We start from the raw sequence: 21,539 nt of genomic DNA, 5'->3' as shown, positions 1-21,539 counted from the left end.
AATTTCATTTGCACTAAATTTAATAGACACTTAAATCTACCTCAAATCGTCTAATATAGTAGAATCTCCTGGATCGTTTACGATTAATGTAGCAACAGTGAAAGGTTTACCACAAACAGAACCCAAATCTACACTAGTTCCATCATATACTAAGGATGGAATTTCGGAAAGATTTGCATAATATTCAACATCTTCAAGAATATCTTTAGGAGCGTTGGCAGCAACAACTACGAGTTGGCCTTTTCCTAATTTTAAAGATTGAATTGATTTTTCAGAGCCTAAAGTTACATCTCCAGTATCTACAGCTACTCTGATTCCTCTATCTACGTCCATCATCTAGCCTCCTATTCTTTTTTATAATCCATTTTGACACCGACTGAACCGGTACCAAGAGGTATTGGTTGTCCAATAATAATATTTTCGATGATACCTGTTAAATCATCTACTTCACCACGAATACTTGCGTTAAGTAAATGTTTACCAGTTTCTTCAAAAGCTGCACGAGCTAATACACTTGATTTTTCACCACTAATACCGTGTCTTCCGATGGATTTCACAACACCTTCAGAAGTCATGATATCAGCAACTAACATGATATGTCTTACATCAACACTAAGACCTTGTTCTGAAAGGGTATTTTGAGCTTCGTTAATAATTGACTGACGAGCCGCTTCAATACCCAGCACTTCACCGATTTCGTGAATATTGTTGGTGGTAGTTCTTACAGGGTCAATACCTTCCATATCAAGAATTTCTTTAAGGTTGGATCCTTCGGTATGGATAATCCATTCCCTATCATCCTTACGGATAATAACTTTACCGATACCTTTTATACCACTGATTTGCAAATCACGAACCTTATCAGCCAAAAGACGAAGTTCACGAATTTCGAACTTTGAATCTGATTTGTCTGATTTTTGTGAAGGAACGATAATGTGATTATTGTTAATTGTAGCTTTCTTGAAAGTTTTTTCAATAATAGCATTAATTTCATCACGGTCAAGTCTTTTCTCTTCAATTTTCTTGTTATCTAAAACTGCTTCCACTTCCATGGTACCATAGTTTAAGTTAAAGTCGGAAAGAACATCGTTTATAGTACTTTTACCAATCTGGTTAGCTAAAGTTCTGACAAACTCTTCATCATTGCGTCTTTCCTCAGTAAAGTAAATGTCCATGGTTGGAGTAGCAATGTCTTTTCTAGCGTCAACAATCTCAATAAGTCTTGGAAGACCTAATGTTACGTTTAACTCAGTTACCCCTGCGTAGTGAAAAGTACGCATGGTCATCTGAGTACCAGGTTCACCAACAGATTGTGCAGCTACAGTTCCAACAGCCTCACCAGCTTCAACATGAGCTCGGTCATAGGCAGCCTTGAGCTTACGAATAAGCTCGGTTAATTCATCATCAGTTAAATCTCTGTTAATATATGCTTTAGCCAAATCTTCGATATAACTATCTGGAAAAGCTATATCAAGATTTTCTTCTTCATTAATTTGAGCAATAACCTCTTTAATTTTAATTATAACATCTTCCATAGTTACACCTACTTAGCATCAGTCTTAATCCTGATTTCATCAATGAGTTTATTCAAGTCTGCAGGTTTACCGAAGTCGGATTTTGCAGGGTCAACACCATCTTCACCGAACATGGTTTGAATAACATTACCTTGGTTGTCTGTAACAAGTCCGGAAGGTTTAACCTGCAAGTCCTGAAGCGCATTTACAAGTCTTCTTTGCATGTAACCGGATTGTGCTGTACGAATCGCAGTATCTACAAGACCTTCTCTTCCACCCATTGCGTGGAAGAAGAACTCGATTGGGTCAAGACCTGATTTGTAACTTGAGTGTACAAATCCTTTCGCTTTAGCCCCTAACTCACCTTTTTTGAAGTGAGGTAAGGTTCTGTTGAGGTATCCCCTTTCGATACGTCCACCCCTAACCGCCTGTTGTCCTACACAAGCAGTAATCTGAGTAAGGTTCAACATGGATGCCCTAGCACCGGTACGTGCCATTACTACAGAGTGGTTTTCTACAGCCATTACGTGGTCATATGGGTCTTCAGGATATTGTTTACCCATGGTAAGGTAGTTTTCTGCAATACTACCGGACATGTCCCTAGCTTCCCCGAGAACCTGCATGATTTTCATCTCTAAAGTCTCTTCAAGACTTCTGCCCGGTAAAGCTTGGAGATATCCTTCTTCATAAGATTGAACAAGCATATCTACTTCTTCCATCTTTTTATCCAAGTGCTCGTTAATACGGTCTTGAGCTTCCTGAGGAATTTCCTCATCATTTAAGGATGTGGTAATTCCGGTTTTCATGATTCCACAGATTGCAAGGTCAGTGGATCTGTCTAAGAATTCCTTAGCTCTTCCAGGGCCGTATTCCTTAACGATTTTATCCAGGATTTTTCCTGAAAATGATCCGTATGCGGATTCATCTATTACCCCTTGGGTAAGGATACCGTTTTTGATTACAACGGTTGCATCCTCTTCAGGATATACCACAGGACATTTTGAAATCTCAGCACTGTAGGATAAGTTCAAGTCATTAGGTAATAATAATGAGAATAACTCTTTTCCAGTCCATTTATCTCCTTTGTCCTTGTAGATGAATGAATCTTCATCAAAATCAGGGTCATATTTTAAAACCCATTGGTTGGATTTGAATGGTGGAATAGCCAAGTGAGATTTACGTATGATTTGTAAAGCTTCCTCTTCAGTGAATTCCACACCATCTCTTGTGAGCAGGTATGCTCCTGAAATGTGGTCGTGAATAGCACCGATAATAGGTCCACCGAACCTTGGAGATAAGATGTGTTCCTGAACACGCATTAATGATTTTGCTTCTGCACGTGATTCGTCAGTCTGGAAAACGTGCATGTTCATTTCGTCTCCGTCAAAGTCAGCGTTGTACGGAGGACATACACATAAGTTAAGTCTGAAAGTTTTATAAGGTAATACCCTTACTTCGTGAGCCATCATACTCATTCTGTGAAGGGAAGGTTGCCTGTTGAATAAAACCATGTCTCCATCTTTCAAGTGTCTTTCTACGATGAATCCAGGTTCCAGTTGTTCTAAAATGAACTCCTTGGTTTCTTCAGTAACCCTTCTTTTGGTTCTGCCTTCATTTGAAATAACATAGTTAGCACCAGGGTGAACGTCAGGACCGTTTTCGATGAAGGTTCTGATTTCATCAATGTTCCATTCATTGACGTATACAGGTACGGTAACTTCTTTTGCAATCATTTCAGGTACACCGACCTCGTTGATACTGATGTTAGGGTCAGGTGAGATTACTGTACGTGCGGAGAAGTTTACACGTTTACCGGAAAGGTTTGATCTGAAACGTCCTTCCTTACCTTTTAACCTTTGGGTTAAGGTTTTGAGAGGTCTTCCTGACCTGTGTCTTGCAGGAGGAACACCTGATGCTTCGTTATCGAAGTAAGTAGTAACGTGATATTGTAATAGCTCCCATAAGTCTTCAACGATTAATTGTGGAGCTCCTGCTTCCATGTTTTCAAGCAGACGTTGATTGATTCTTAAGATATCAACAAGCTTGTGTGTAAGGTCATCCTCTGACCTTTCACCAGTATCCAAAGTAATGGAAGGCCTTACGGTTACAGGAGGAACAGGAAGTACGGTCAGTACTAACCATTCAGGTCTTGCAACTTCAGAGTTTACTCCCAAAATGAAAGCGTCTTCATCAGTGATTCTTTCGAGTCTTTCCCTTACTTCTGAAGGGGTTAATTTGTAATCGCCTTGACGAATGGTAACAGGTTTGTCTAAACTGATGGCTTCCTGAGGTGCGCCACAGTGTGGGCAGCAGTATTTAGGGTCGATTTCCTCGCCTTCTTCAGGCATTGTTTTCAATTCGATTTTTGCCGCTTTGTAAACATCCTTCAAGATAGCGTTGATGCTTTCCTTGTTGTTTACTGATTCGCGAATTTTCTTTTCGAAGTATTCTATCTGTTCATCTTCTAAAAGGATACGACCACATTCATTACAGGTGGAACGTAAGATTTTGTGGATTATATCACCAAAACCTACATGAATAACAGGTCTTGCAAGTTCAATACTACCAAAGTGACCTTGACAATCCCCACCTTTGAAACCACAAGTTCTACATACTAAACTAGGGTCAATAATACCTAAACGAGGGTCCATTAAACCTTTTTCAATAGGAAAACCATCATCCCCATAAGTATCAGGATATTCGACAGTGACAACTGACATCTTACGGATATCCTCAGGAGACATTAAACCAAAGTTAATTTGTTGAATTTTTTTAATATAATGTGACATGTATTGGCTCCTTTAATAAATGTTAATTATGCTTTGTCTCCTAAAACTAATTTAGGGAAAATACATAAACTCTTAAGTTCGTCTAATAATAATTTAAATGCGTATGAAATTTCTACAGGATAAGTCTCTACATCTCCACAGATCGGACAGTATTTCTTGTTTTTGTTCCTGTCATATACGGCTAACATACCGCAGTCTTCACAAACGATAGCTTCGTATTTGTCAGACTCATCCAAAAGCCTTTCTTTTAAGGTTAAAGCTGCACCGTGCGCAATAAGACAGTCTCTTTCCATTTCTCCAAATCTTAAACCACCTTCACGTGCTCTACCTTCAGTAGGTTGACGTGTAAGCACTTGTACAGGACCTCTGGAACGAGCGTAAACTTTATCTGTAGTCATGTGATGTAATTTCTGATAATATGCCACTCCAACGAAGATTTCAGCATCGATTCTTTCACCGGTTACACCGCTGTATAAGGATTCGCATCCTGCTGATTCAAATCCGTGATCAAGTAATTTCTGTTTGATTTCATCTTCAAGGGTCTGGTTGAACGGAGTTGCATCCACACGTTCCCCTTCAAGACAACCTGCCTTACCGGCAACCATTTCCAATACCTGACCGATGGACATCCTGGACGGAATCGCGTGAGGGTTAACTATCAAATCAGGAACAACACCGAATTCTGTGAAAGGAATATCTTCAGGTGACAATATTAAACCGACAACCCCTTTCTGACCGTGTCTTGATGCGAATTTATCACCAAATTCAGGTTGTCTGGTGTCCCTTACTCTGATTTTAGCTAATCTTGAACCTTCAACGGTTTCGGATAAGAGCACTGCATCGACAATACCTTTTTCACCGTGTCTTACAGTTACGGAAGTTTCCCTTCTTCTGTCTGCAACGGTTCCGAAATCTTCTTCAAGGAATCTTGGAGGTGAAGTTTTACCTATCAATACGTCACCGGATTCCACTTCAGATTCAGGATTTACGACACCATCTTCATCGAGGTTTCTGTATGCCTCTTCAGACCTGTAACCTTTAATGTTCTTGTCAGGAACTTCAAATTTGTCCACTTGACCCCCGGCATATCTTTTTTCTGAAGTGTCATAAGCTCTGAAGAAAGAGGATCTTGCCAAACCTCTTTCAAGGGAACCTTTGTTGATAACCATTGCGTCTTCCATGTTGTATCCTTCATAGGACATCAGCGCTACAACAAAGTTTTGACCGGAAGGTCTTAAATCATAATTAGTTGAATCAATAATACGTGTTTTTACGATTGGAGTTTGAGGATGATGCAAGAGGTGAGCCCTTGTGTCTGTACGTAATGCATAGTTAGAGACATATAATCCTAAAGCCTGTTTTGTCATACCTGCTTCCATGGTGTTCCTTGGAGAGGAGTTGTGGTCTGAAAATGGAATAATACCTGCACAGATACCGAGCATTGTTGCAGGGTCGATTTCCAAATGAGTGTGTTCCTCATTCAAATCAGCCAGGGTCATGGCAATGTATGAGTTCTCTTCTTCTTCGGCATCCAGATATTCAATGAGCCCATTGTTTATCAAATCATCCCATTTCAATTTGCCGTTGGCTACTTTGTTTAGGTGTTCTTCTTTTAAGAGAGGAACTCCTTCCTTAACGATGATTAATGGTCTTCTTGCCCTACCAGGGTCATCGAATATGTAAATTTCATTATTATCTTCATAATAGGTAATGTTCATTTCATGGGATATTTCACCTTTTCTTCTTTTCTCCCTCATTTCCTGGGTGAATTCAACAGGATTTTCACAGTATCCTAAAAGTTCACCGTTGATATAAATTTTAGTGGATCCTGCATTGTCTTGTTTACGTTTGTAAACAGGAGGAGTGTAAATAAATGAATAATCCTCATCATCTTTTTTGGATTTGTCGTCATCGACATCAACTACATCTAAATCTCCAGAAATGCCGAATTTTTCACAGTCGATTTCAGGAAAATCGCTGACGAGCTTTTCACTGGATTTTTCAGTGGACCCTTCTAAAACTTCAGCCACATTGATTTCATAATCTTCAGATAACTCATTTTCCTGGAAATATTCTTCAATTTTGGAAAAATGACTGTTAAATTTATTTAAGGCATCCTTTTCATCACTTTCAGAATCTACCTGTTCGGTTACCCATTTTTCAATGTCCCTACAGGTGTTAAGTGAAAAGGATTCATCAAATCCGAAATATAATATTGCTTTTATAAAACTACTATCGACCAAACTTTCACCCCTCTAAATTAATTCTACACCCATGCTTTCAATAACATCTTTAATCTCTTGCTGATCTGAACCTTCTGAAATATTACACATCAAAGCCAAGTTTTTAACCAAACCACAGTTAGGTCCTTCCGGAGTTTCGTTCGGACAGATTTTACCGAATTGTGTTGGGTGCAAATCTCTTGCTTCAAAGTGAGGTTGGCTTCTTGTCAATGGAGATACGACACGTCTCAAGTGAGAAAGAGTACCCATGTAACTTGTCCTGTCCAGCAGCTGACTTACACCAGCTCTTCCACCTACCCAATTACCGGTAGCAATAGCGTGCTTGATGTTTTCAGTTAAAACATCACTACGGACAGCCTGCTTGATGGAAAGTTCCTTACCACGGGAAAGACTTCTTTCAAGTTGATAACTCATATCTCTGGTTAAATTTGTGAAAGCTACTCTGAACAAGTCTTCCATTAAGTCGCCGGAAACCCTGAGCCTTTTGTTGGTATAGTGGTCCTTATCGTGAGGTTCCCTTTTACCTTCAATAACTTCAAGTAACATTTCAGTCATTTCAGCCAAATAAATAGCTTTATCACGAGCTTTTTCCTGTTCAGTACCCATATGAGGTAATAAATAACGGTTGACTACATCAACAGCACGTTTTAAACGATAATCTTTAGGCATGTTTTTAGCTACCCTGTTTCCTATGTATTTGATAGCTGCAACCTGCAAGTATCTTCTTCTTTCTTCAAGAGTCATTCCATCCATTTCATTTTGGTCAAGCTTCAATGCTTCAAGTGAAACCTGAATGTCGTCCGCTATCATCATTTGGAAATTATTGTCATCGGAAATTGCTTCAATAATTTCTTGATCTGTAGCTAAACCAAGTGCTCTCAATAAGATAACCAATGGAATTTCTCCAGGAAGATATGGGAATGAAATTCTTAAAAATACACCATTTTTACGTGGTTTTTTATATTCCAAAGTAATTCTAGCTCTGAAACCACTTTTAATTGAAGTGACAACAGCCTTAGCATGTCTGTCTTCAATGTTGCCCAAACGTTCAAGAATGATTTTGTTTGGAGCGATTTCTTCCATAGTAACAACAGCCCTTTCGGAACCGTTCACAATGAAGTAACCTCCTAAATCCTGAGGGTCTTCATGCTTTTCAATTAATTCTTCAGGAGTGAGACCATTAAGATGGCAAATGTCGGATTTGAGCATTACAGGTAATTCCCCGATATACACTTCCTCTAAGGGATTTTCTTCCCCGTCTTCATTTAATGCCATTTCAAGGTACATGTCTGCAGAATAATTTAAGTTCCTAAGCCTTGCTTCAGTTGGATCGATTTCACTGCTAGATCCATCAGCTTCTTTGTTAGATGGTTTTTCAATACGTACTTTACCAGTTTTTAAAGTGTATTTTCCGTCATCTAAAGTAATAGGTTCAGTAATATCAATAATATTTTGAATCCTATTATTTACAAAATCGTTGTATGACTTAATGTGGTGATCTACCAAATCATACTTATCAAAAAATGCATCAACTAATTTCCAGTTATTCTCTGTCATGGACATCCTCCAGCATTACGTAACGCAATAAAAATAATAAATAAATAAAAAATAATAAAAACTAGGATAAACCTAATAACTAATTCATTTAATCATTATTCTTAATTTACTCATAACTATCTCCAATTTAAGATAATTCCTCTCAAACTAAGTTCAAATTTATTATAATGAATTTCTAAAAAAGAAAAAAATACAGAAATTATACTATATTAAATTTCACCAATTCTAAAATCATATTAACTTTTAATAATCTTCAACAATCCTGTAAGTTACAAATTTACCTGCAGTTTCACTATCACGGGTAATTTTTATAATATTATATATCTGTAAATCTGAATCGTCGAAGTCATCAGAAACCAACTTATTAGCTTCTGTAACTTTTTCAGCTAAACTTTTATCTAAATTGCCGAATGCATCTCTTAACACAACAATTTCATCAAGTTTAGGTTTTTTATTATCAAAAAACAATGCTTTGATAATATCTCTAGAAATCAAATTGTTGAGTTTTAAAAACAATTCAGCAGATTCTTCATCTTCTAATTCAAAATCTAATAAAAAATTATATGTATCAGTAAAGAGCTGCATTAATTTTAATTTAGTTTCTTCTTCAGCAATTAATTTACTAATACTGTCCTTTTCCTTATTAGTTTTTTCTTTTTCTCGAGATAATAATTTAGTTAACTTTAAAAAATGTTTTACAGAATCTAAATCAGTAATTTCAAATTTTAAAATGATATTAAAAACCATTGGATCATTTATTAAAATTTTAGGAAGACGATTTATATCATAATCAACATTTTCAAATTCTTCATCAATTTCTGAATCTGACATAATAAGTTTATGTTCAGGTACAAGATTATAAAGTTAAAATATAAAATTAGAAACAGGCCTGACGGGAATTGAACCCGCGGCCGCTTGGTTAAAAGCCAAGCGCTCTGCCAGACTGAGCTACAGGCCTATGAGACATATATACTATTATAACTTGAAGCGCCCTGGCCGGGATTTGAACCCGAGTCGCGGGCTCGACAGGCCCACATGATAGCCCCTACACCACCAGGGCAACTCACATTTAATAGTACATGTAAAATAATACACTATCAATTACTATAATCTTCATCATATATAAATGTTTCGGAAAAATTGGATATTTTCCAAAAATTACATATGAATTCAGATAAATAGATTGAAATCCCGCCTGCCGGACTTGAACCAGCAACATTTGGATCTACAGTCCAACGCTCTGCCAAATTGAGCTAAGGCGGGTAAAGATGGGTCCGCCCGGATTTGAACCGGAGTCTCAGGCTCCCAAAGCCCAAAGGATCGACCAAGCTACCCTACGGACCCACATACAATATGCATGTAGATAACATACTAATTATAATATAATTATAATCCTATATAAACTTTACTATAATTATACTAAAATCATTGAAAAATACAAATTTCAATATAAATTAAAAGCCCCGGACGGGAATTGAACCCGCGACCACGAGATTACAAGTCTCGCGCTCTACCAGACTGAGCCACCGAGGCATTATATGAAAATTTGTAGAACACTACAAATTATGTTTATAGTTATTTAAATACTTTACTATAAATCAGATAAATTGCATAAAAATATAAATATCAAATAATTTATAATTAATAATCATGATAAATAATGAATCAGAAATTTTAGGAAAAATTGAAGAAACTTTAAAAAATATTCAAGAAAAAAATCCTTTAACTCATTGCATAACAAATAGAGTGACAATCAACGATTGTGCAAACGCCTCTCTTGCAATTGGAGGATCCCCTCTCATGGCAGAAGATGCTGACGAAATGGAAGAAATTGTCACAATAGCAAATGCATTAGTAATAAATATTGGAACATTAACCAAATTGCAGATAGAATCCATGAAATTAGCTGCAAAAATCGCAACAAAAACTAATACCCCAATCATATTAGATCCTGTTGGAGTAGGAGTAAGCAAACTAAGAAATGACACAACCCTTTACCTGATTGAAAACAGTGATATCGCAACAATTCGCGGAAACATCAGTGAAATAAAAGCAATAGCAAAATTAACAGGATTGATTGATGAAAACAACACCGCCAAAGGAGTGGACGTTAATATTGATGATATAATCACACAAGAAAATCTTGCTGCAAACGGAGAAATTATAAGAGAACTTGCAGCTAAATTGAACACAACAATTCTTGCAAGCGGACCTATAGACATTTTAAGTGACGGAAAAACCACAGTCGCAATTGACAACGGAGATGACATGATGCCATTGATTACCGGAAGCGGCTGCATGTTATCTACAATAGTTGGAAGCTGCGTTGGAGGATCAACACCATTCGAAGGTTCATTGGTTGCAATTTTGGCAATGAATATTGCCGGTGAAAAGGCAAGAGCAAAAGTTGATGCGAATGATGAAGGAACCGGTTCATTTAGAGCATACCTAATCGATTATTTATACAAAACTACTGCTGAAAGCTTAATCAACGAATCAAACATCAAGATATTATGAATAGCATAGACCTGTCTCTATATCTCGTTACCGATAACAGCGATGATGTGGAGAAATTTTTAAACACAATAGAAGAGGCAATAAAAGGCGGAACTACTGTTGTCCAAATCAGAGAAAAAACAGCCGATACACTTGACTTTTACAATTTGGCGCTGAAAGTAAAAGAGATTACAACAAAATATAATGTTCCGCTGATTGTTAATGACAGAGTTGATATTGCACTGGCCATCGATGCAGATGGGGTGCATGTCGGACAATCAGACATGCCCTGTGATGTCACAAGACGCCTGATTGGAGACGATAAAATATTGGGAGTGTCAGCCACAACAGTTGATGAAGCAAAAAAAGCGCAGGAAGATGGCGCGGATTATATTGGAACCGGAGCAGTATTTCCCTCTACAACCAAAAAAGATGCTGAAAAAGTTTCAAAAGAAGAGTTGAAAGAAATTGTAGATTCGATTGACATTCCAGTAGTGGCAATCGGAGGAATCACTCTCGAAAATGCCCATGAACTGGCGGGCACCGGAATTAAAGGATTGTCTGTTGTCAGTGCAATCATGAGTTCCGAAAATCCTAAAAAATCATCACAAGAGCTATTAAAGATATTTAATAGCTAATCTTTATTTTTTTAAAAAAAAGAAAATTAAAGTAAAAAATTATTATTTTTTACTGTTTTTAAGTGCCTCTACAGCAGCAAGTTTTTTACCTGCAAGCATGCTGATACAAGCACCTCCACCACTGCTTAAATGACTCATTTGATCTTCCAATCCAAGACCAGCAGTAGCGGCTGCAATATGACCACCACCGATTAATGAAAAACCAGTAGAATTTGCCATTGCATTAATTAAGTCTTCAGTACCCATAGCAAACTTAGGGTCTTCAAATACTCCGGCAGGACCATTGGCAAATATGTATTTAGCTTCCCTGATTTCTTTTGCATAAAATGCAATGGTTTTAACACCTATGTCAAAAATAGCCTCATTAGGAATCTTATCATTGTCAATGTCAACACGTTCGCCATCAATTTCACAGGCCACATCAAGAGGATATTTGACCTTATCGCCAAATCTTTCTATCAGTTCCCTGGCCTTTTCGACCATGTCTTCATATCCTCTGCCTGCTATGAAGTCCTTATTTACCTGACCGATATCAACACCCGCAGCCCATAAAACAATATTTCCAACAATACCTGTTGTCAAAATAGAATCCGCTGTACCGTTGCTCAATACATTTTCCATAACCTCAATGGAATCTTCAGGTTTCATTCCACCAAGCAGGAATACACATGGATGCTCAACGTTGTCCAGTGCAGACTGAATAACTGTCAATTCCTCTTCCATTATACGGCCTGCAGCAGAAGGAGTATTTACAGTAAAACCGACAAGAGATGCCTGAGACCTGTGAGCAGCTGCAAATGCGTCATTTACAAAATAATCAATATAAGGAGAGAGATGTCTTACAAGCAATGTTTTAGACTGTTCTTCCGGAGTTCTTGAAAGAGATTCCTCTGAAAAGAAACGTGCATTTTCAAGCAATAAAATTTCATGGGGTTTAAGATTATGGATAGCTTCTTTAGCAGCATTTGAGAATAAGGAATCTATATATTTAACTCTGATATTTAAAATGTCGGAAAGTGCATCTGCATGCTGGGATAAAGTTGTGAAATCCTTTTTGCCGGGACGGCTTTGATGAGCAAGAATTACAACCTTAGCTCCCTTATTTGATAATTCTTTAATGGTTCTTGCATGTAACTTCAATCTTGTATCGTCCAATATGAATCCTGAACTCGGATCAACAGGGGCGTTAATGTCCACTCTAACGAGAACTGTTTTGTTTTCAATGTCAAAATCATCAATTGTATTAAATTCAGCCATTTTCCTCACTCTTGAGTTATAATTTGCTTACCAAATCAAGTAATGCATCTTTTGGACTTTCCGCCTTAATGATTCCTGATGCGAGCAATACTCCATCAGCTCCCAAATCCATTGCCGCTTTCATATCATCACCGGTAGTGATTCCGGCACCGCACAATACCTTAACCTTCTTGTTGATGGCCTTTACTTCCTTGACTGTATCTTCAACAACTTCAGGTTGTGCCTGGGATACAGGTATTCCTGTACCAATCAGTTCAGGAGGTTCGACAGCAACTGCAGTAGGAGCAAGAGTTGCGACAGCCTTTGAAGTTTCTATATTGTTGGAGCATACGCAGGATTCTATTTCATTTTGCCTGCATAACTTTACAACCTCGTCAATGTCTGCCAGTTTCATCCTTTGTTCTGAATGATTTATCAATGAACCGCTGATGCCCGCTTCAATCAAAGTATCTATCAGATTAGAACCTGTGTGACCTCCAGGGGAGACCGCATCAATGTGCTGAGCAAAAATCGGAAGTGAAGCTTCCTGACTTATCCTGTAAATGTCTGCTGCCTGAGGGGCTGCAACCATAGTAATTCCGGATTCGTTAGCAGCACTTTCCAAATCGTGTGCAAGTTCTAAAGCCTTTATACCACTTGATTCTAAATAGGTTTTATAATTCAATATCACTATTGGTGTATCCATAATATCCCACAAATATCTTTATTACAATTATATTTGGAAAACATTATTAAATAAACTTATGATTATTTATCCGTTTTTGAGATAATTTGACATATTCCTCATTGATATCATATGCAATATAGTTTCTGTTATTTTGAAGTGCAGCAATGCATGTGGTTCCGCTTCCGCAGAACGGGTCCAGAACAACATCCCCCTCATAGCTGTAGAGATTGATTAGCCTGTGAGGCAGTTCAATCGGGAACGGAGCAGGATGACCTATTTTTTTGGCGTTTACTGCAGGAAATGTCCAGATGCTTTTTGTCCACTGAATAAACTCGTCCCTTTCGATTGTGTCCTTTCTTTCCTGAGACCTGTTTTTGGAATATGACTCCTTGGAGAATACCAGAATGTATTCATGGTAATCCCTCAATACAGGATTTGAAGCAGACATCCAGCTTCCCCAGGCACATGAACCTCCCGCACTGGCAGATTTATCCCAAATTATTTCACCTCTCATCAGAAATCCCAAATCCAGCATTATTTCAATAATCATTGCATGCAGAGGAATATAAGGCTTTCTTCCTATGTTGGCAATGTTTATGCATGCCCTGCCTCCGGTAACCAGCTTTCTGTAGGTCTGGCCAAAGACCTCCGTCAGCAGTTCCAGATACTCATCCAGTGTCAAATCGTTGTCATATTCCTTTCCGACGTTATATGGGGGAGAGGTGATCATCAGATGAATGCTGTCGTCTGGAATCTCATCCATATTTTCGCTGGACTTGCAGTAAAGTTTATTCAAATCATTTTTTGGAATTTCAACCTGCCTGTATTCGACATTTTTTGGAATCCTGAACTCTTCAAATAATTTTGAACTGTAAAACTTTTTTGAGCTGTGGGATTCCCTTAAAACAGAACCGAATGAAGATGTTTGAGTTTTTCTAACCACATTAATCCCTCTTTAATAGATTTAAAAATTTCAATCCCTTGTTTTCATAGGTTTCCTCTTCGTCAGCTATTTCAATCAATTTTCCTAAAGTTTTTGGACTTTCCATTCCTGAAAAGAAGTTCAGGTCCTGATTGAACAATTGATTTAAATGTATTTTTAACTCCGAGGTGTTGTCAAATCTGTAAAATCCTTTTTTAGGAGTGGATTTTCGTGTATTGCCGTGATTGAGAGGGAATGGATTTAAAGACCAGAACCCCTGAATTAAACCTGCATGCTTTAGGCAATCCGCCTTTTTGGAAAATCCGTTTGATAAAGGAGCATTGCCTAAAACGATTATTGGAATTTTTGTTGATTCGAAATTTGAAACCCTTATATCAACACATTTGCCGATAGCCTTTAAGATTGAGTCCGAACGTGTGAAACTCGGCTTTCCCTGATGGGTTCTGAAATCACCGACTTCCTTCAGACTGCCGAATTCGGGTTCGTACTGCCAGTTCCACACAAGAGACATTTTGACCTCACATATTAGTTTTACTTCCGAGGCTTTTAAAATTTTTTTATCAGCAGTTGCAACTGCAATGTCGGCCGGAGATTTTGATGTGATTCCAACAGAAGGAATTCTGGCCTGCTGGACTATATGGAGGTTTTCATCTTCAATCAGTGCACGGAACAAATCGCTGACCCATTTTTCAGTATAGTTTCCAATAAGGGAATTTCTGGCCTGGAGAGTGGTTTTTCCACCCTTATACCTTTTTGGAAAGTAAGCCAAATACCTTCCGTCATCGGTCCTATAGAAAAGCTGCTCTTTTGAAGCAAAGCTTTTTGAATTGATAAAAAATAATTTTTCTTGTTGTTTATTCCATAATCTCATAATAATATCTATTATAATTAAACATATAAATAGATTTAATGAGTAAAAATAAATATTGTTCATAACTTGTAAATTTAAAGTGCCCTTGTAAAAATGTATATACTACAAAAACGAAAAATAAATGTGATTTTATGTCATTTACAAAAAACCAAATTGAAAAACTTGAAAAAAGCGGATACAGATTCGTTGGAACACATGGACACGCAGCCGTTAAAGTCTGCCACTGGACAAGACAGAGTATTGTAGACAAGGGAGTTTGCTACAAGGAAAAATTCTACGGAATCAAATCACACCGATGTCTTCAGATGTCCCCTGCAGTTCCAAACTGCCAGCAGGAATGTGAATTTTGCTGGAGAGACCTGACATATACCCAAACCAGTTGGGAGGATGAGGAATACGATGATCCAAAAACCATCATCGATGATGCAATCAAAGCTCAGGCCAACCTATTATGCGGATTTTTTGGAAATGACAAGGCAAACAGAAAGAAACTGGAAGAGGTGAAAAATCCAACCAATGCGGCGATTTCGCTTGCAGGAGAACCTACACTCTATCCGAAAATCGATGAGCTGATAGGCGAGTTCAACAGACGTGATTTCACAACATTCGTAGTGAGCAACGGCCAGTGTGTCGACAGATTGCGAAACCTTGAAAACGATCCCTATCAACTGTACCTTTCCTTGGATGCACCTTCAAAGAAAATATTTGATGAAGTGTGCAGACCCAGAATAAATGATGCTTGGAGTAATTTAAACGAATCACTTGAAACATTAGCCAGTTTTAACTCACGTACATGTATAAGAAATACCTGCGTTCGCGGAAGAAATATGGAACAGGCTGAAGAATACGCAAAACTAATAAGAAAAGCAGACCCTGACTATGTAGAGGTCAAGGCATATATGTGCGTTGGCTCATCACGTGAACGTCTGACTTTGGATAATATGCCGACATTCGATGAGGTTAAAGAATTTGCAAAAAAAATAGGAAAAGAGTGCGGTAAAGAAATAGTAAATGAATCTGAAATCAGTCGTGTTGTTCTGCTCGAATAGCAATTTTTCTTCCAAGTTCAAATGCACTTTCTAAATCTTTTGGAAATTGGTTTTTACGAATTTCCTTTCTCTCTTTTTCATCAAAAGCATCACTAACGTATTTTGAATAATCCCTGAACTGGTAGGTCTCATAGACATAGAGATGCTCAATTTCACTGAATGTTCTGCTTAATCCCATTTCAAAATGGTCATGAAGGTCATGATATCCGATTTGATATGAAATCTCTTCGGAAGCATTCATAGTGTATATGTATGCCAGCGGCATCTTTTTGTGTTCGACAGTTTCAGTTTTGCTGTAGGCAACAAACGGGAACACGAAACGCTCCAAAAAGCATCTCATGTTTCCTGTAACATCACTTAAGTAAATAGGTGAACCCAAAATAATACCATCGGCCTGAACGAGTTCATCAAGAATAGGTTTTAAATCATCATTCTGAACGCATCTGCCATAATGTTTACCGTTGACTCTCTTGCATGCAAAGCAACTTCTGCATCCGTGAAAAGGAAAATCATAGAGATTAATCCTTTCAACATGAGCTTCAGGAAAAACTGATTTTACGCCTTCAAGGGATTTGTCCAGAAGCTGCGCAGTATTGCATTTTGGCCTTGGGGAACCGTTAACGGCAAAAAATTTCATTTATTTGCCCTCAGCTTTAATTTCTTCGCAGAGTTCAACAGCCTTTTTGGCGGCCTTTTCCATTGATACTTCAAATGGAATTCCGGCTTCATTTAAAATTTTCTGACCTTCTTCCTCATTGGTACCTGTCAGTCTGATTACAATAGGAACTTTACGTTCAGCACCTTCCAAAGCCTTGATTACACCACGTGCAACGTCATCCGCTTTGGTGATACCTCCTAAAACATTTAAAAATACAACTTTGACTCTGTCATAGTTCAACACTATGCTTAACGCCTGGTCAATGATATGCTCTGAAGCTCCACCACCGATATCGAGGAAAGTGGCCGGTTCTCCTCCATTGAGTTTAATCATGTCCATAGCTGTTAATGTCAAACCTGCACCGTTACCGATTACTGCAATATCCCCATCGAGTTGAACGAAGTCCACAGCTTTCTGTTTATAGTGGAGCTTTTCAACAAGGTCCTGATGTCTGAACAGGGAATCATTTTCAACGACCAATTTGGCGTCGGCAGCTATTACTCCATCCGGAGTCAATACGAGAGGGTTTATTTCAGCTGTATCCGCATCATATTTTCTAAATACCTTGTATAATTTCCAGATTATATCCCCAATCGGAGAAATCAATTCGGAAGAAACACCCATTTTACGTGCAATTTCACGTGCTTCATATGGTAAAAAGTCAAGTAAAGGATTTGGATAATATTTAATGATTTTTTCAGGGTTTGTCTTAGCTAAGTTTTCAATTTCAACCCCACCTTCTTTACTTGCAAGAATTACAGGCCTTCTGGCGCCCCTGTCCACTGATACAGTTACGAAAAATTCATTTAATATTTCAGCCTTTTCTTCAATCAGCAGGTGTTTTACTTTTTCGCCTTTAATTTCCATTCCTAAAATTTCTTCAGAAACTTTAAGTGCTTCACCAGGGTTGTTTGCGAATTTTACACCACCGGCCTTACCTCTTCCACCGGTTAAAACTTGTGCTTTAACAACAACAGGCACACCCATCTCTGAAGATATTGCCATTGCTTCTTCAGGATAGTTTGCAACGTGTCCCTCTAGAATTGGAATGCCTTCCTTGTTAAAAATTTCCTTTGCTACGTTTTCAAAAAATCTCATTATAACACCTATTCCGCTAAAGCATATCCCGCTTCAAAAGCTTTAATGTTCTTTTCTTCAGTTCCTTTAGGAACACTAGCTTCAATAGCCTTCATGGCAGCATCTTTAGATATTACTTTAGTAATTTTTGTAATAGCTCCCACCATAACAATGTTTGCAACAATTTTAAGACCGATATCATTGATTGCAGTCATTGTAGCCGGAGCTTCATAAACATCAATATTATGTTCATCAATAAAGTCCCTGACTTCGTTAATGTCGGTTGTTCCAGGATCGACAATTAAAGTTCCGTTGTCCTTCAAATCACCGATGTATTTCAGCAGCGCCTCATTGGACATTGCAACCAAAATATCAGGACTCAGGACTTTTGGATATTCAATTAGTTTATTGTCGATGACGACTTCACATTTTGAAGCCCCTCCACGAGCTTCAGGACCATAAGATTGAGTTTGAACAGCTTCATTTTCATCAAACAAACTTGCAGCCTTACCTAAAATGATTCCTGCAAGAATGATTCCTTGACCTCCAAATCCACATATTCTAATTTCTTTTCTCATATTGATCACCTAAAAATCTGTTTCATATGCTGAATTGATAAGAGTTTTCTTACCGTAAGTGTCTATACTGAACTTATCGAGCACTTCACTTAATTCTTCCCTTTGTTTATTGGCGAATTCACCAACAACAACTTTGTCCTTCAATTCTTTTTCGCTCATCCTATCTGCAGCGGATTTGTAAACAGTGTTTGCTTTCATCACTGCAGCCATTGCTGTAGGGGTTTTAAGTTTGTTTTTACGGCCAAAGTAAGTTGGACATAAAGTAACAACTTCAACAAATGAAAATCCAGGATTTTTTAATGCAGTCTTAATTGATAAAACCAAATTTTCCATTTCAACTGTGGTCCATCTGGCTGAGTAACTTGCACCAGCACCGGCAACGAGTTCGGCCAATTTGAATGGAGTGTCATAGTTTCCATAAGGTGCAGTGGTTGCAACAATACCTTTTGGAGATGTAGGACTTACCTGACCTCCTGTCATACCGTAGATATTGTTGTTGATACAAATCATTGTAATGTTAAGGTTTCTTCTGGCTGCGTGAATTAGATGGTTTCCTCCAATGGAAGCCGCATCACCGTCACCACTGAATACAACAACGTCCAAATCCTTATTTGCTATTTTCAAACCGGTAGCAAATGACAATGCACGTCCGTGAGTGGTGTGAAGGGAATCACATTTCAGATAACCCGGAATTCTTGAAGAACATCCGATTCCGGAAACCAAAGTCATATTGTCAAAATCCATTTCAGCCTTTTCCATAGCTGCTAAAAAAGCGTTCATTACCGCTCCGTTTCCACAGCCAGGACAAAAAATATGAGGCAATCTGTCTTCCCTTAAGTACGGAAGAAATCTGTTGGTTTTTTCTTCAGCCATTATTTATCCTCCACTTCTTTGATTTTAGAAATTATCTCATCAGGAGTAGGTAGCATACCTCCGATCTTACCCAATAAATGAACATTATTCTGCTGTTTTAACAGTCTATCAACTTCATAATACATCTGACCCAAGTTCATTTCGACGACGATGACATTCTTAGCGCCTTCGGTCAGTTCAAGCACCTGTTCATTAGGGAACGGCCAAGGAGTATCAACCTTGATATAACCTACTTTTCTACCTTCTTTTCTTACTTTAAGCACTGCTTCAATTACAGCCCTAATAGGAGATCCATACGAAATTACAACAGTGTCAGCATCATCACAGAATTGGGTGAATACTGAAGAGATTTCATTTCTGTTGTTTAAAATTTTATTACATAACCTTGTAACAAGCTTATTGTGGGTTTCAGGATTGTTGGTGTCAGGATAACCTCTTTCATCGTGAGTCAATCCTGTAATATGTACCTTGAAGCCGTCTCCGAATGCAGGCATTGGAGTGGTTCCGTCTTCAACATGCTTGAAAGGCAAATAATCATCAGTCAATTCAGGCCTTTTCCTAGGAACAATCTCGATTTTATCTTCATCGATGACCATCTTTTCTCTCATGTGACCCATAGTTTCATCAGCCATTAAAAATACAGGCACTCTGTATTGTTCAGCCAAATTAAAAGCTTTGATTGTGAAATAGAAAAATTCCTCAACACTTGCAGGAGCCAATGCAATCGGTTCATAATCTCCATGTGAACCCCAGCGAGCCTGCATCATGTCTCCTTGAGCTCCCATTGTCGGTTGAGCAGTTGAAGGAGAACCTCTTTGAACATCAGCAATAACAAGAGGTGTTTCAGTAATAAATGCATATCCGATATTTTCCTGCATCAATGATAAACCAGGCCCTGAAGTAGCAGTCATTGATTTTGTTCCTCCCCATGAAGCGCCAATAATCGCTCCCATGGAAGCGATTTCATCTTCCATTTGAACAAAAGAACCCCCGACTTTTGGTAATTCACGAGCTAAAGTTTCCGCAATTTCAGTTGATGGAGTAATCGGATAACCTGCAAAAAATCTGCAGCCTGCAGCTATCGCTCCTTTAGCACATGCTTCATTTCCTTGAATAAATAATTCTTCAGACATTCTAACACCTACTTTTTCCCCTTTGTGAAATTAGGATTGAAGTTAACATCATTGTCCTCTTTCATCCACCAATTTTCCGGCAAATCAACAGTTATTGCCTGGTCAGGACATGCCACTTCACATGTACCGCATTTGGTACATCTCTCTTCAAACTTAACGAAAGGCAATTGTACTCCTTTATCGTTGAGCTCAGGAGATATTGCATATACATTCTTATAACACATGAATAGGCAAAGATGACATCCTTTACACAAATTTTCATCAATAATTATCAATTTTAAAATCTCCTAAAAATTCTATGATAAATAAATATAGAATGTTATATATTTATGTTGATGTACCTTTAAATATCTTATGAAAAATCATGAAAATTAAAAGAAATTTACTAAAAAATAAAAAAAAATATTATAGTCAAACAAAAAACTTAACCCGATTTGAATAACTGGCAAATATTAGACCATATTATGGAAGAAGCAACATTTTCAATAGGGCATATGGGATTGGCAATAATGAGATTTTTCACAGGTGCATTCAAGACCTTGTTTTTCGAATGAATATCGTCTGATGACGAATGAGGTAATCCCTATTGAACTGATGAATGCAACAGAATGACTCATATTTACCTGATTTAGGCACAATATTCCAATATTTTAATGAATCATGATAAATTATTAATATAAAAATGAAACCAAGTTATATTATGAAACACTTGACAACACCCATAACCGATGAAGATTTGGCCAATGTCAATGTTGGAGACCAGATTTCAATTTCAGGAACAATCTATACTGGTCGTGATGCTGCTTTGCCGCAACTGGTCAGACTGATTGAGGAAAACAAGGTTCCATTTGATTTGAATGGAATTGCAATAATGCATACTGCCTTCAGCGATGCAGGAATAGCTCCGACAACAAGCAGCAAAGTTGAAATCGAATCCACAATACCTAAATTAAGCGAAGCCGGCGTCAAAGTCCATATCGGGAAAGGAATGTTGAGTGACGAGACAGCTGAAAAACTAAATGAAAACAACTCCATATTTGTCATAACCCCTCCGGTTGCAGCACTTCTTACAAACAAGGTCCTGAAAAAGGAATGTGTTCTGTTTGAAAATGAGGGCATGGAAGCGATGTTCAAGCTGGAAGTGGAAAAAATCCCTGGAATCGTTGCCATCCATGACGGGAAAAAAATAAAATAAA

The 21,539-nt window shown here is 37.9% G+C and carries 20 protein-coding genes and 5 tRNA genes; 4 read left to right on the top strand and 21 right to left on the bottom strand.

Annotated elements, in window-relative coordinates:
- Window positions 1-36 precede the first annotated feature (36 nt).
- The 11 genes from QZU83_RS05490 to QZU83_RS05440 form a co-directional block, all read right to left on the bottom strand.
- Window positions 37-336 (bottom strand): 50S ribosomal protein L30e, encoded by a 300-nt coding sequence (locus QZU83_RS05490; protein ID WP_295610314.1) that lies wholly within the window; start codon window positions 334-336, stop codon window positions 37-39.
- Window positions 337-344: 8 nt separating this feature from the next.
- Complete coding sequence (gene rpoA2, locus QZU83_RS05485; protein ID WP_295610312.1) at window positions 345-1,535, bottom strand: DNA-directed RNA polymerase subunit A''; 1,191 nt, start codon at window positions 1,533-1,535, stop codon at window positions 345-347.
- 8 nt (window positions 1,536-1,543) lie between these two features.
- The gene (locus QZU83_RS05480) at window positions 1,544-4,303 is read right to left on the bottom strand and encodes a DNA-directed RNA polymerase subunit A' (protein WP_295610311.1); all 2,760 of its coding nucleotides are present in this window, start codon (window positions 4,301-4,303) and stop codon (window positions 1,544-1,546) included.
- 26 nt (window positions 4,304-4,329) lie between these two features.
- Window positions 4,330-6,174, bottom strand: a complete 1,845-nt coding sequence (gene rpoB, locus QZU83_RS05475; protein WP_295610320.1) for a DNA-directed RNA polymerase subunit B — start codon at window positions 6,172-6,174, stop codon at window positions 4,330-4,332.
- 384 nt (window positions 6,175-6,558) lie between these two features.
- Entirely contained in the window at window positions 6,559-8,103 is a 1,545-nt protein-coding gene (locus tag QZU83_RS05470) for a DNA-directed RNA polymerase subunit B'' (RefSeq protein ID WP_295610309.1), read from the bottom strand.
- A 243-nt stretch (window positions 8,104-8,346) separates the two neighbouring features.
- Entirely contained in the window at window positions 8,347-8,934 is a 588-nt protein-coding gene (locus QZU83_RS05465; RefSeq protein WP_295610307.1) for a DNA-directed RNA polymerase subunit RpoH/Rpb5 C-terminal domain-containing protein, read from the bottom strand.
- Window positions 8,935-8,987: 53 nt separating this feature from the next.
- Window positions 8,988-9,061: transfer RNA gene (locus QZU83_RS05460), tRNA-Lys, on the bottom strand.
- A gap of 30 nt (window positions 9,062-9,091) precedes the next feature.
- Window positions 9,092-9,163 (bottom strand) — tRNA-Asp (locus QZU83_RS05455).
- Between the two features lie 129 nt (window positions 9,164-9,292).
- Window positions 9,293-9,366, bottom strand: a tRNA-Tyr gene (locus tag QZU83_RS05450).
- 6 nt (window positions 9,367-9,372) lie between these two features.
- Window positions 9,373-9,447: transfer RNA gene (locus QZU83_RS05445), tRNA-Pro, on the bottom strand.
- A gap of 115 nt (window positions 9,448-9,562) precedes the next feature.
- Window positions 9,563-9,636 (bottom strand) — tRNA-Thr (locus tag QZU83_RS05440).
- 117 nt (window positions 9,637-9,753) lie between these two features.
- On the opposite strand from QZU83_RS05440, the gene thiM reads away from it, so the two are divergent.
- Together thiM and thiE are read left to right on the top strand one after the other, a co-directional pair.
- Entirely contained in the window at window positions 9,754-10,620 is an 867-nt protein-coding gene (gene thiM, locus QZU83_RS05435; protein ID WP_295610305.1) for a hydroxyethylthiazole kinase, read from the top strand.
- The gene (gene thiE / locus QZU83_RS05430) at window positions 10,617-11,237 is read left to right on the top strand and encodes a thiamine phosphate synthase (protein ID WP_295610303.1); all 621 of its coding nucleotides are present in this window, start codon (window positions 10,617-10,619) and stop codon (window positions 11,235-11,237) included. The genes thiM and thiE overlap by 4 nt, the downstream gene beginning before the upstream one ends.
- Window positions 11,238-11,279: 42 nt before the next feature.
- Here thiE and QZU83_RS05425 read toward each other — a convergent pair whose 3' ends face one another.
- From QZU83_RS05425 to QZU83_RS05410, 4 genes are read right to left on the bottom strand one after another with little or no spacing between them, the layout of a single operon-like run.
- Window positions 11,280-12,494 carry a phosphoglycerate kinase gene (locus QZU83_RS05425; protein ID WP_295610301.1) on the bottom strand — a complete coding sequence of 405 codons (1,215 nt, stop codon included), beginning with the start codon at window positions 12,492-12,494 and terminating at the stop codon, window positions 11,280-11,282.
- A 16-nt stretch (window positions 12,495-12,510) separates the two neighbouring features.
- Complete coding sequence (gene tpiA, locus QZU83_RS05420) at window positions 12,511-13,179, bottom strand: triose-phosphate isomerase (RefSeq protein ID WP_295610299.1); 669 nt, start codon at window positions 13,177-13,179, stop codon at window positions 12,511-12,513.
- Window positions 13,180-13,225: 46 nt separating this feature from the next.
- Entirely contained in the window at window positions 13,226-14,104 is an 879-nt protein-coding gene (locus QZU83_RS05415; protein ID WP_295610298.1) for a site-specific DNA-methyltransferase, read from the bottom strand.
- A gap of 1 nt (window position 14,105) precedes the next feature.
- The gene (locus QZU83_RS05410) at window positions 14,106-14,975 is read right to left on the bottom strand and encodes a hypothetical protein (RefSeq protein ID WP_295610296.1); all 870 of its coding nucleotides are present in this window, start codon (window positions 14,973-14,975) and stop codon (window positions 14,106-14,108) included.
- A 131-nt stretch (window positions 14,976-15,106) separates the two neighbouring features.
- On the opposite strand from QZU83_RS05410, the gene twy1 reads away from it, so the two are divergent.
- A complete protein-coding gene (gene twy1 / locus QZU83_RS05405) occupies window positions 15,107-16,024 on the top strand; it encodes a 4-demethylwyosine synthase TYW1 (protein ID WP_295610294.1) in 918 nt (305 codons plus the stop codon).
- Here twy1 and QZU83_RS05400 read toward each other — a convergent pair.
- From QZU83_RS05400 to QZU83_RS05375, 6 genes are read right to left on the bottom strand one after another with little or no spacing between them, the layout of a single operon-like run.
- Window positions 15,999-16,661, bottom strand: coding sequence for a flavodoxin family protein (locus QZU83_RS05400; RefSeq protein WP_295610292.1), 663 nt, complete (start codon window positions 16,659-16,661; stop codon window positions 15,999-16,001). The genes twy1 and QZU83_RS05400 overlap by 26 nt on opposite strands.
- Window positions 16,662-17,780 carry an ADP-forming succinate--CoA ligase subunit beta gene (gene sucC / locus QZU83_RS05395; protein ID WP_295610290.1) on the bottom strand — a complete coding sequence of 373 codons (1,119 nt, stop codon included), beginning with the start codon at window positions 17,778-17,780 and terminating at the stop codon, window positions 16,662-16,664. It lies immediately after the preceding gene.
- A gap of 8 nt (window positions 17,781-17,788) precedes the next feature.
- The gene (locus tag QZU83_RS05390; RefSeq protein WP_295610289.1) at window positions 17,789-18,337 is read right to left on the bottom strand and encodes a 2-oxoacid:ferredoxin oxidoreductase subunit gamma; all 549 of its coding nucleotides are present in this window, start codon (window positions 18,335-18,337) and stop codon (window positions 17,789-17,791) included.
- A gap of 9 nt (window positions 18,338-18,346) precedes the next feature.
- Window positions 18,347-19,210 carry a 2-oxoacid:ferredoxin oxidoreductase subunit beta gene (locus QZU83_RS05385; protein ID WP_295610288.1) on the bottom strand — a complete coding sequence of 288 codons (864 nt, stop codon included), beginning with the start codon at window positions 19,208-19,210 and terminating at the stop codon, window positions 18,347-18,349.
- The gene (locus tag QZU83_RS05380) at window positions 19,210-20,343 is read right to left on the bottom strand and encodes a 2-oxoacid:acceptor oxidoreductase subunit alpha (RefSeq protein ID WP_295610286.1); all 1,134 of its coding nucleotides are present in this window, start codon (window positions 20,341-20,343) and stop codon (window positions 19,210-19,212) included. The genes QZU83_RS05385 and QZU83_RS05380 overlap by 1 nt, the downstream gene beginning before the upstream one ends.
- An 8-nt stretch (window positions 20,344-20,351) precedes the next feature.
- Window positions 20,352-20,618, bottom strand: a complete 267-nt coding sequence (locus QZU83_RS05375; RefSeq protein WP_295610285.1) for a ferredoxin family protein — start codon at window positions 20,616-20,618, stop codon at window positions 20,352-20,354.
- A 425-nt stretch (window positions 20,619-21,043) separates the two neighbouring features.
- On the opposite strand from QZU83_RS05375, the gene QZU83_RS05370 reads away from it, so the two are divergent.
- The gene (locus tag QZU83_RS05370) at window positions 21,044-21,538 is read left to right on the top strand and encodes a fumarate hydratase C-terminal domain-containing protein (RefSeq protein ID WP_295610319.1); all 495 of its coding nucleotides are present in this window, start codon (window positions 21,044-21,046) and stop codon (window positions 21,536-21,538) included.
- Window position 21,539: the final 1 nt, after the last annotated feature.

This window comes from uncultured Methanobrevibacter sp., assembly GCF_902771435.1.
Taxonomy (GTDB): domain Archaea; phylum Methanobacteriota; class Methanobacteria; order Methanobacteriales; family Methanobacteriaceae; genus Methanocatella.
The sequence above is the reverse complement of the archived record's forward strand: the minus strand, read 5'-3'. Positions and strand labels throughout refer to the sequence as shown.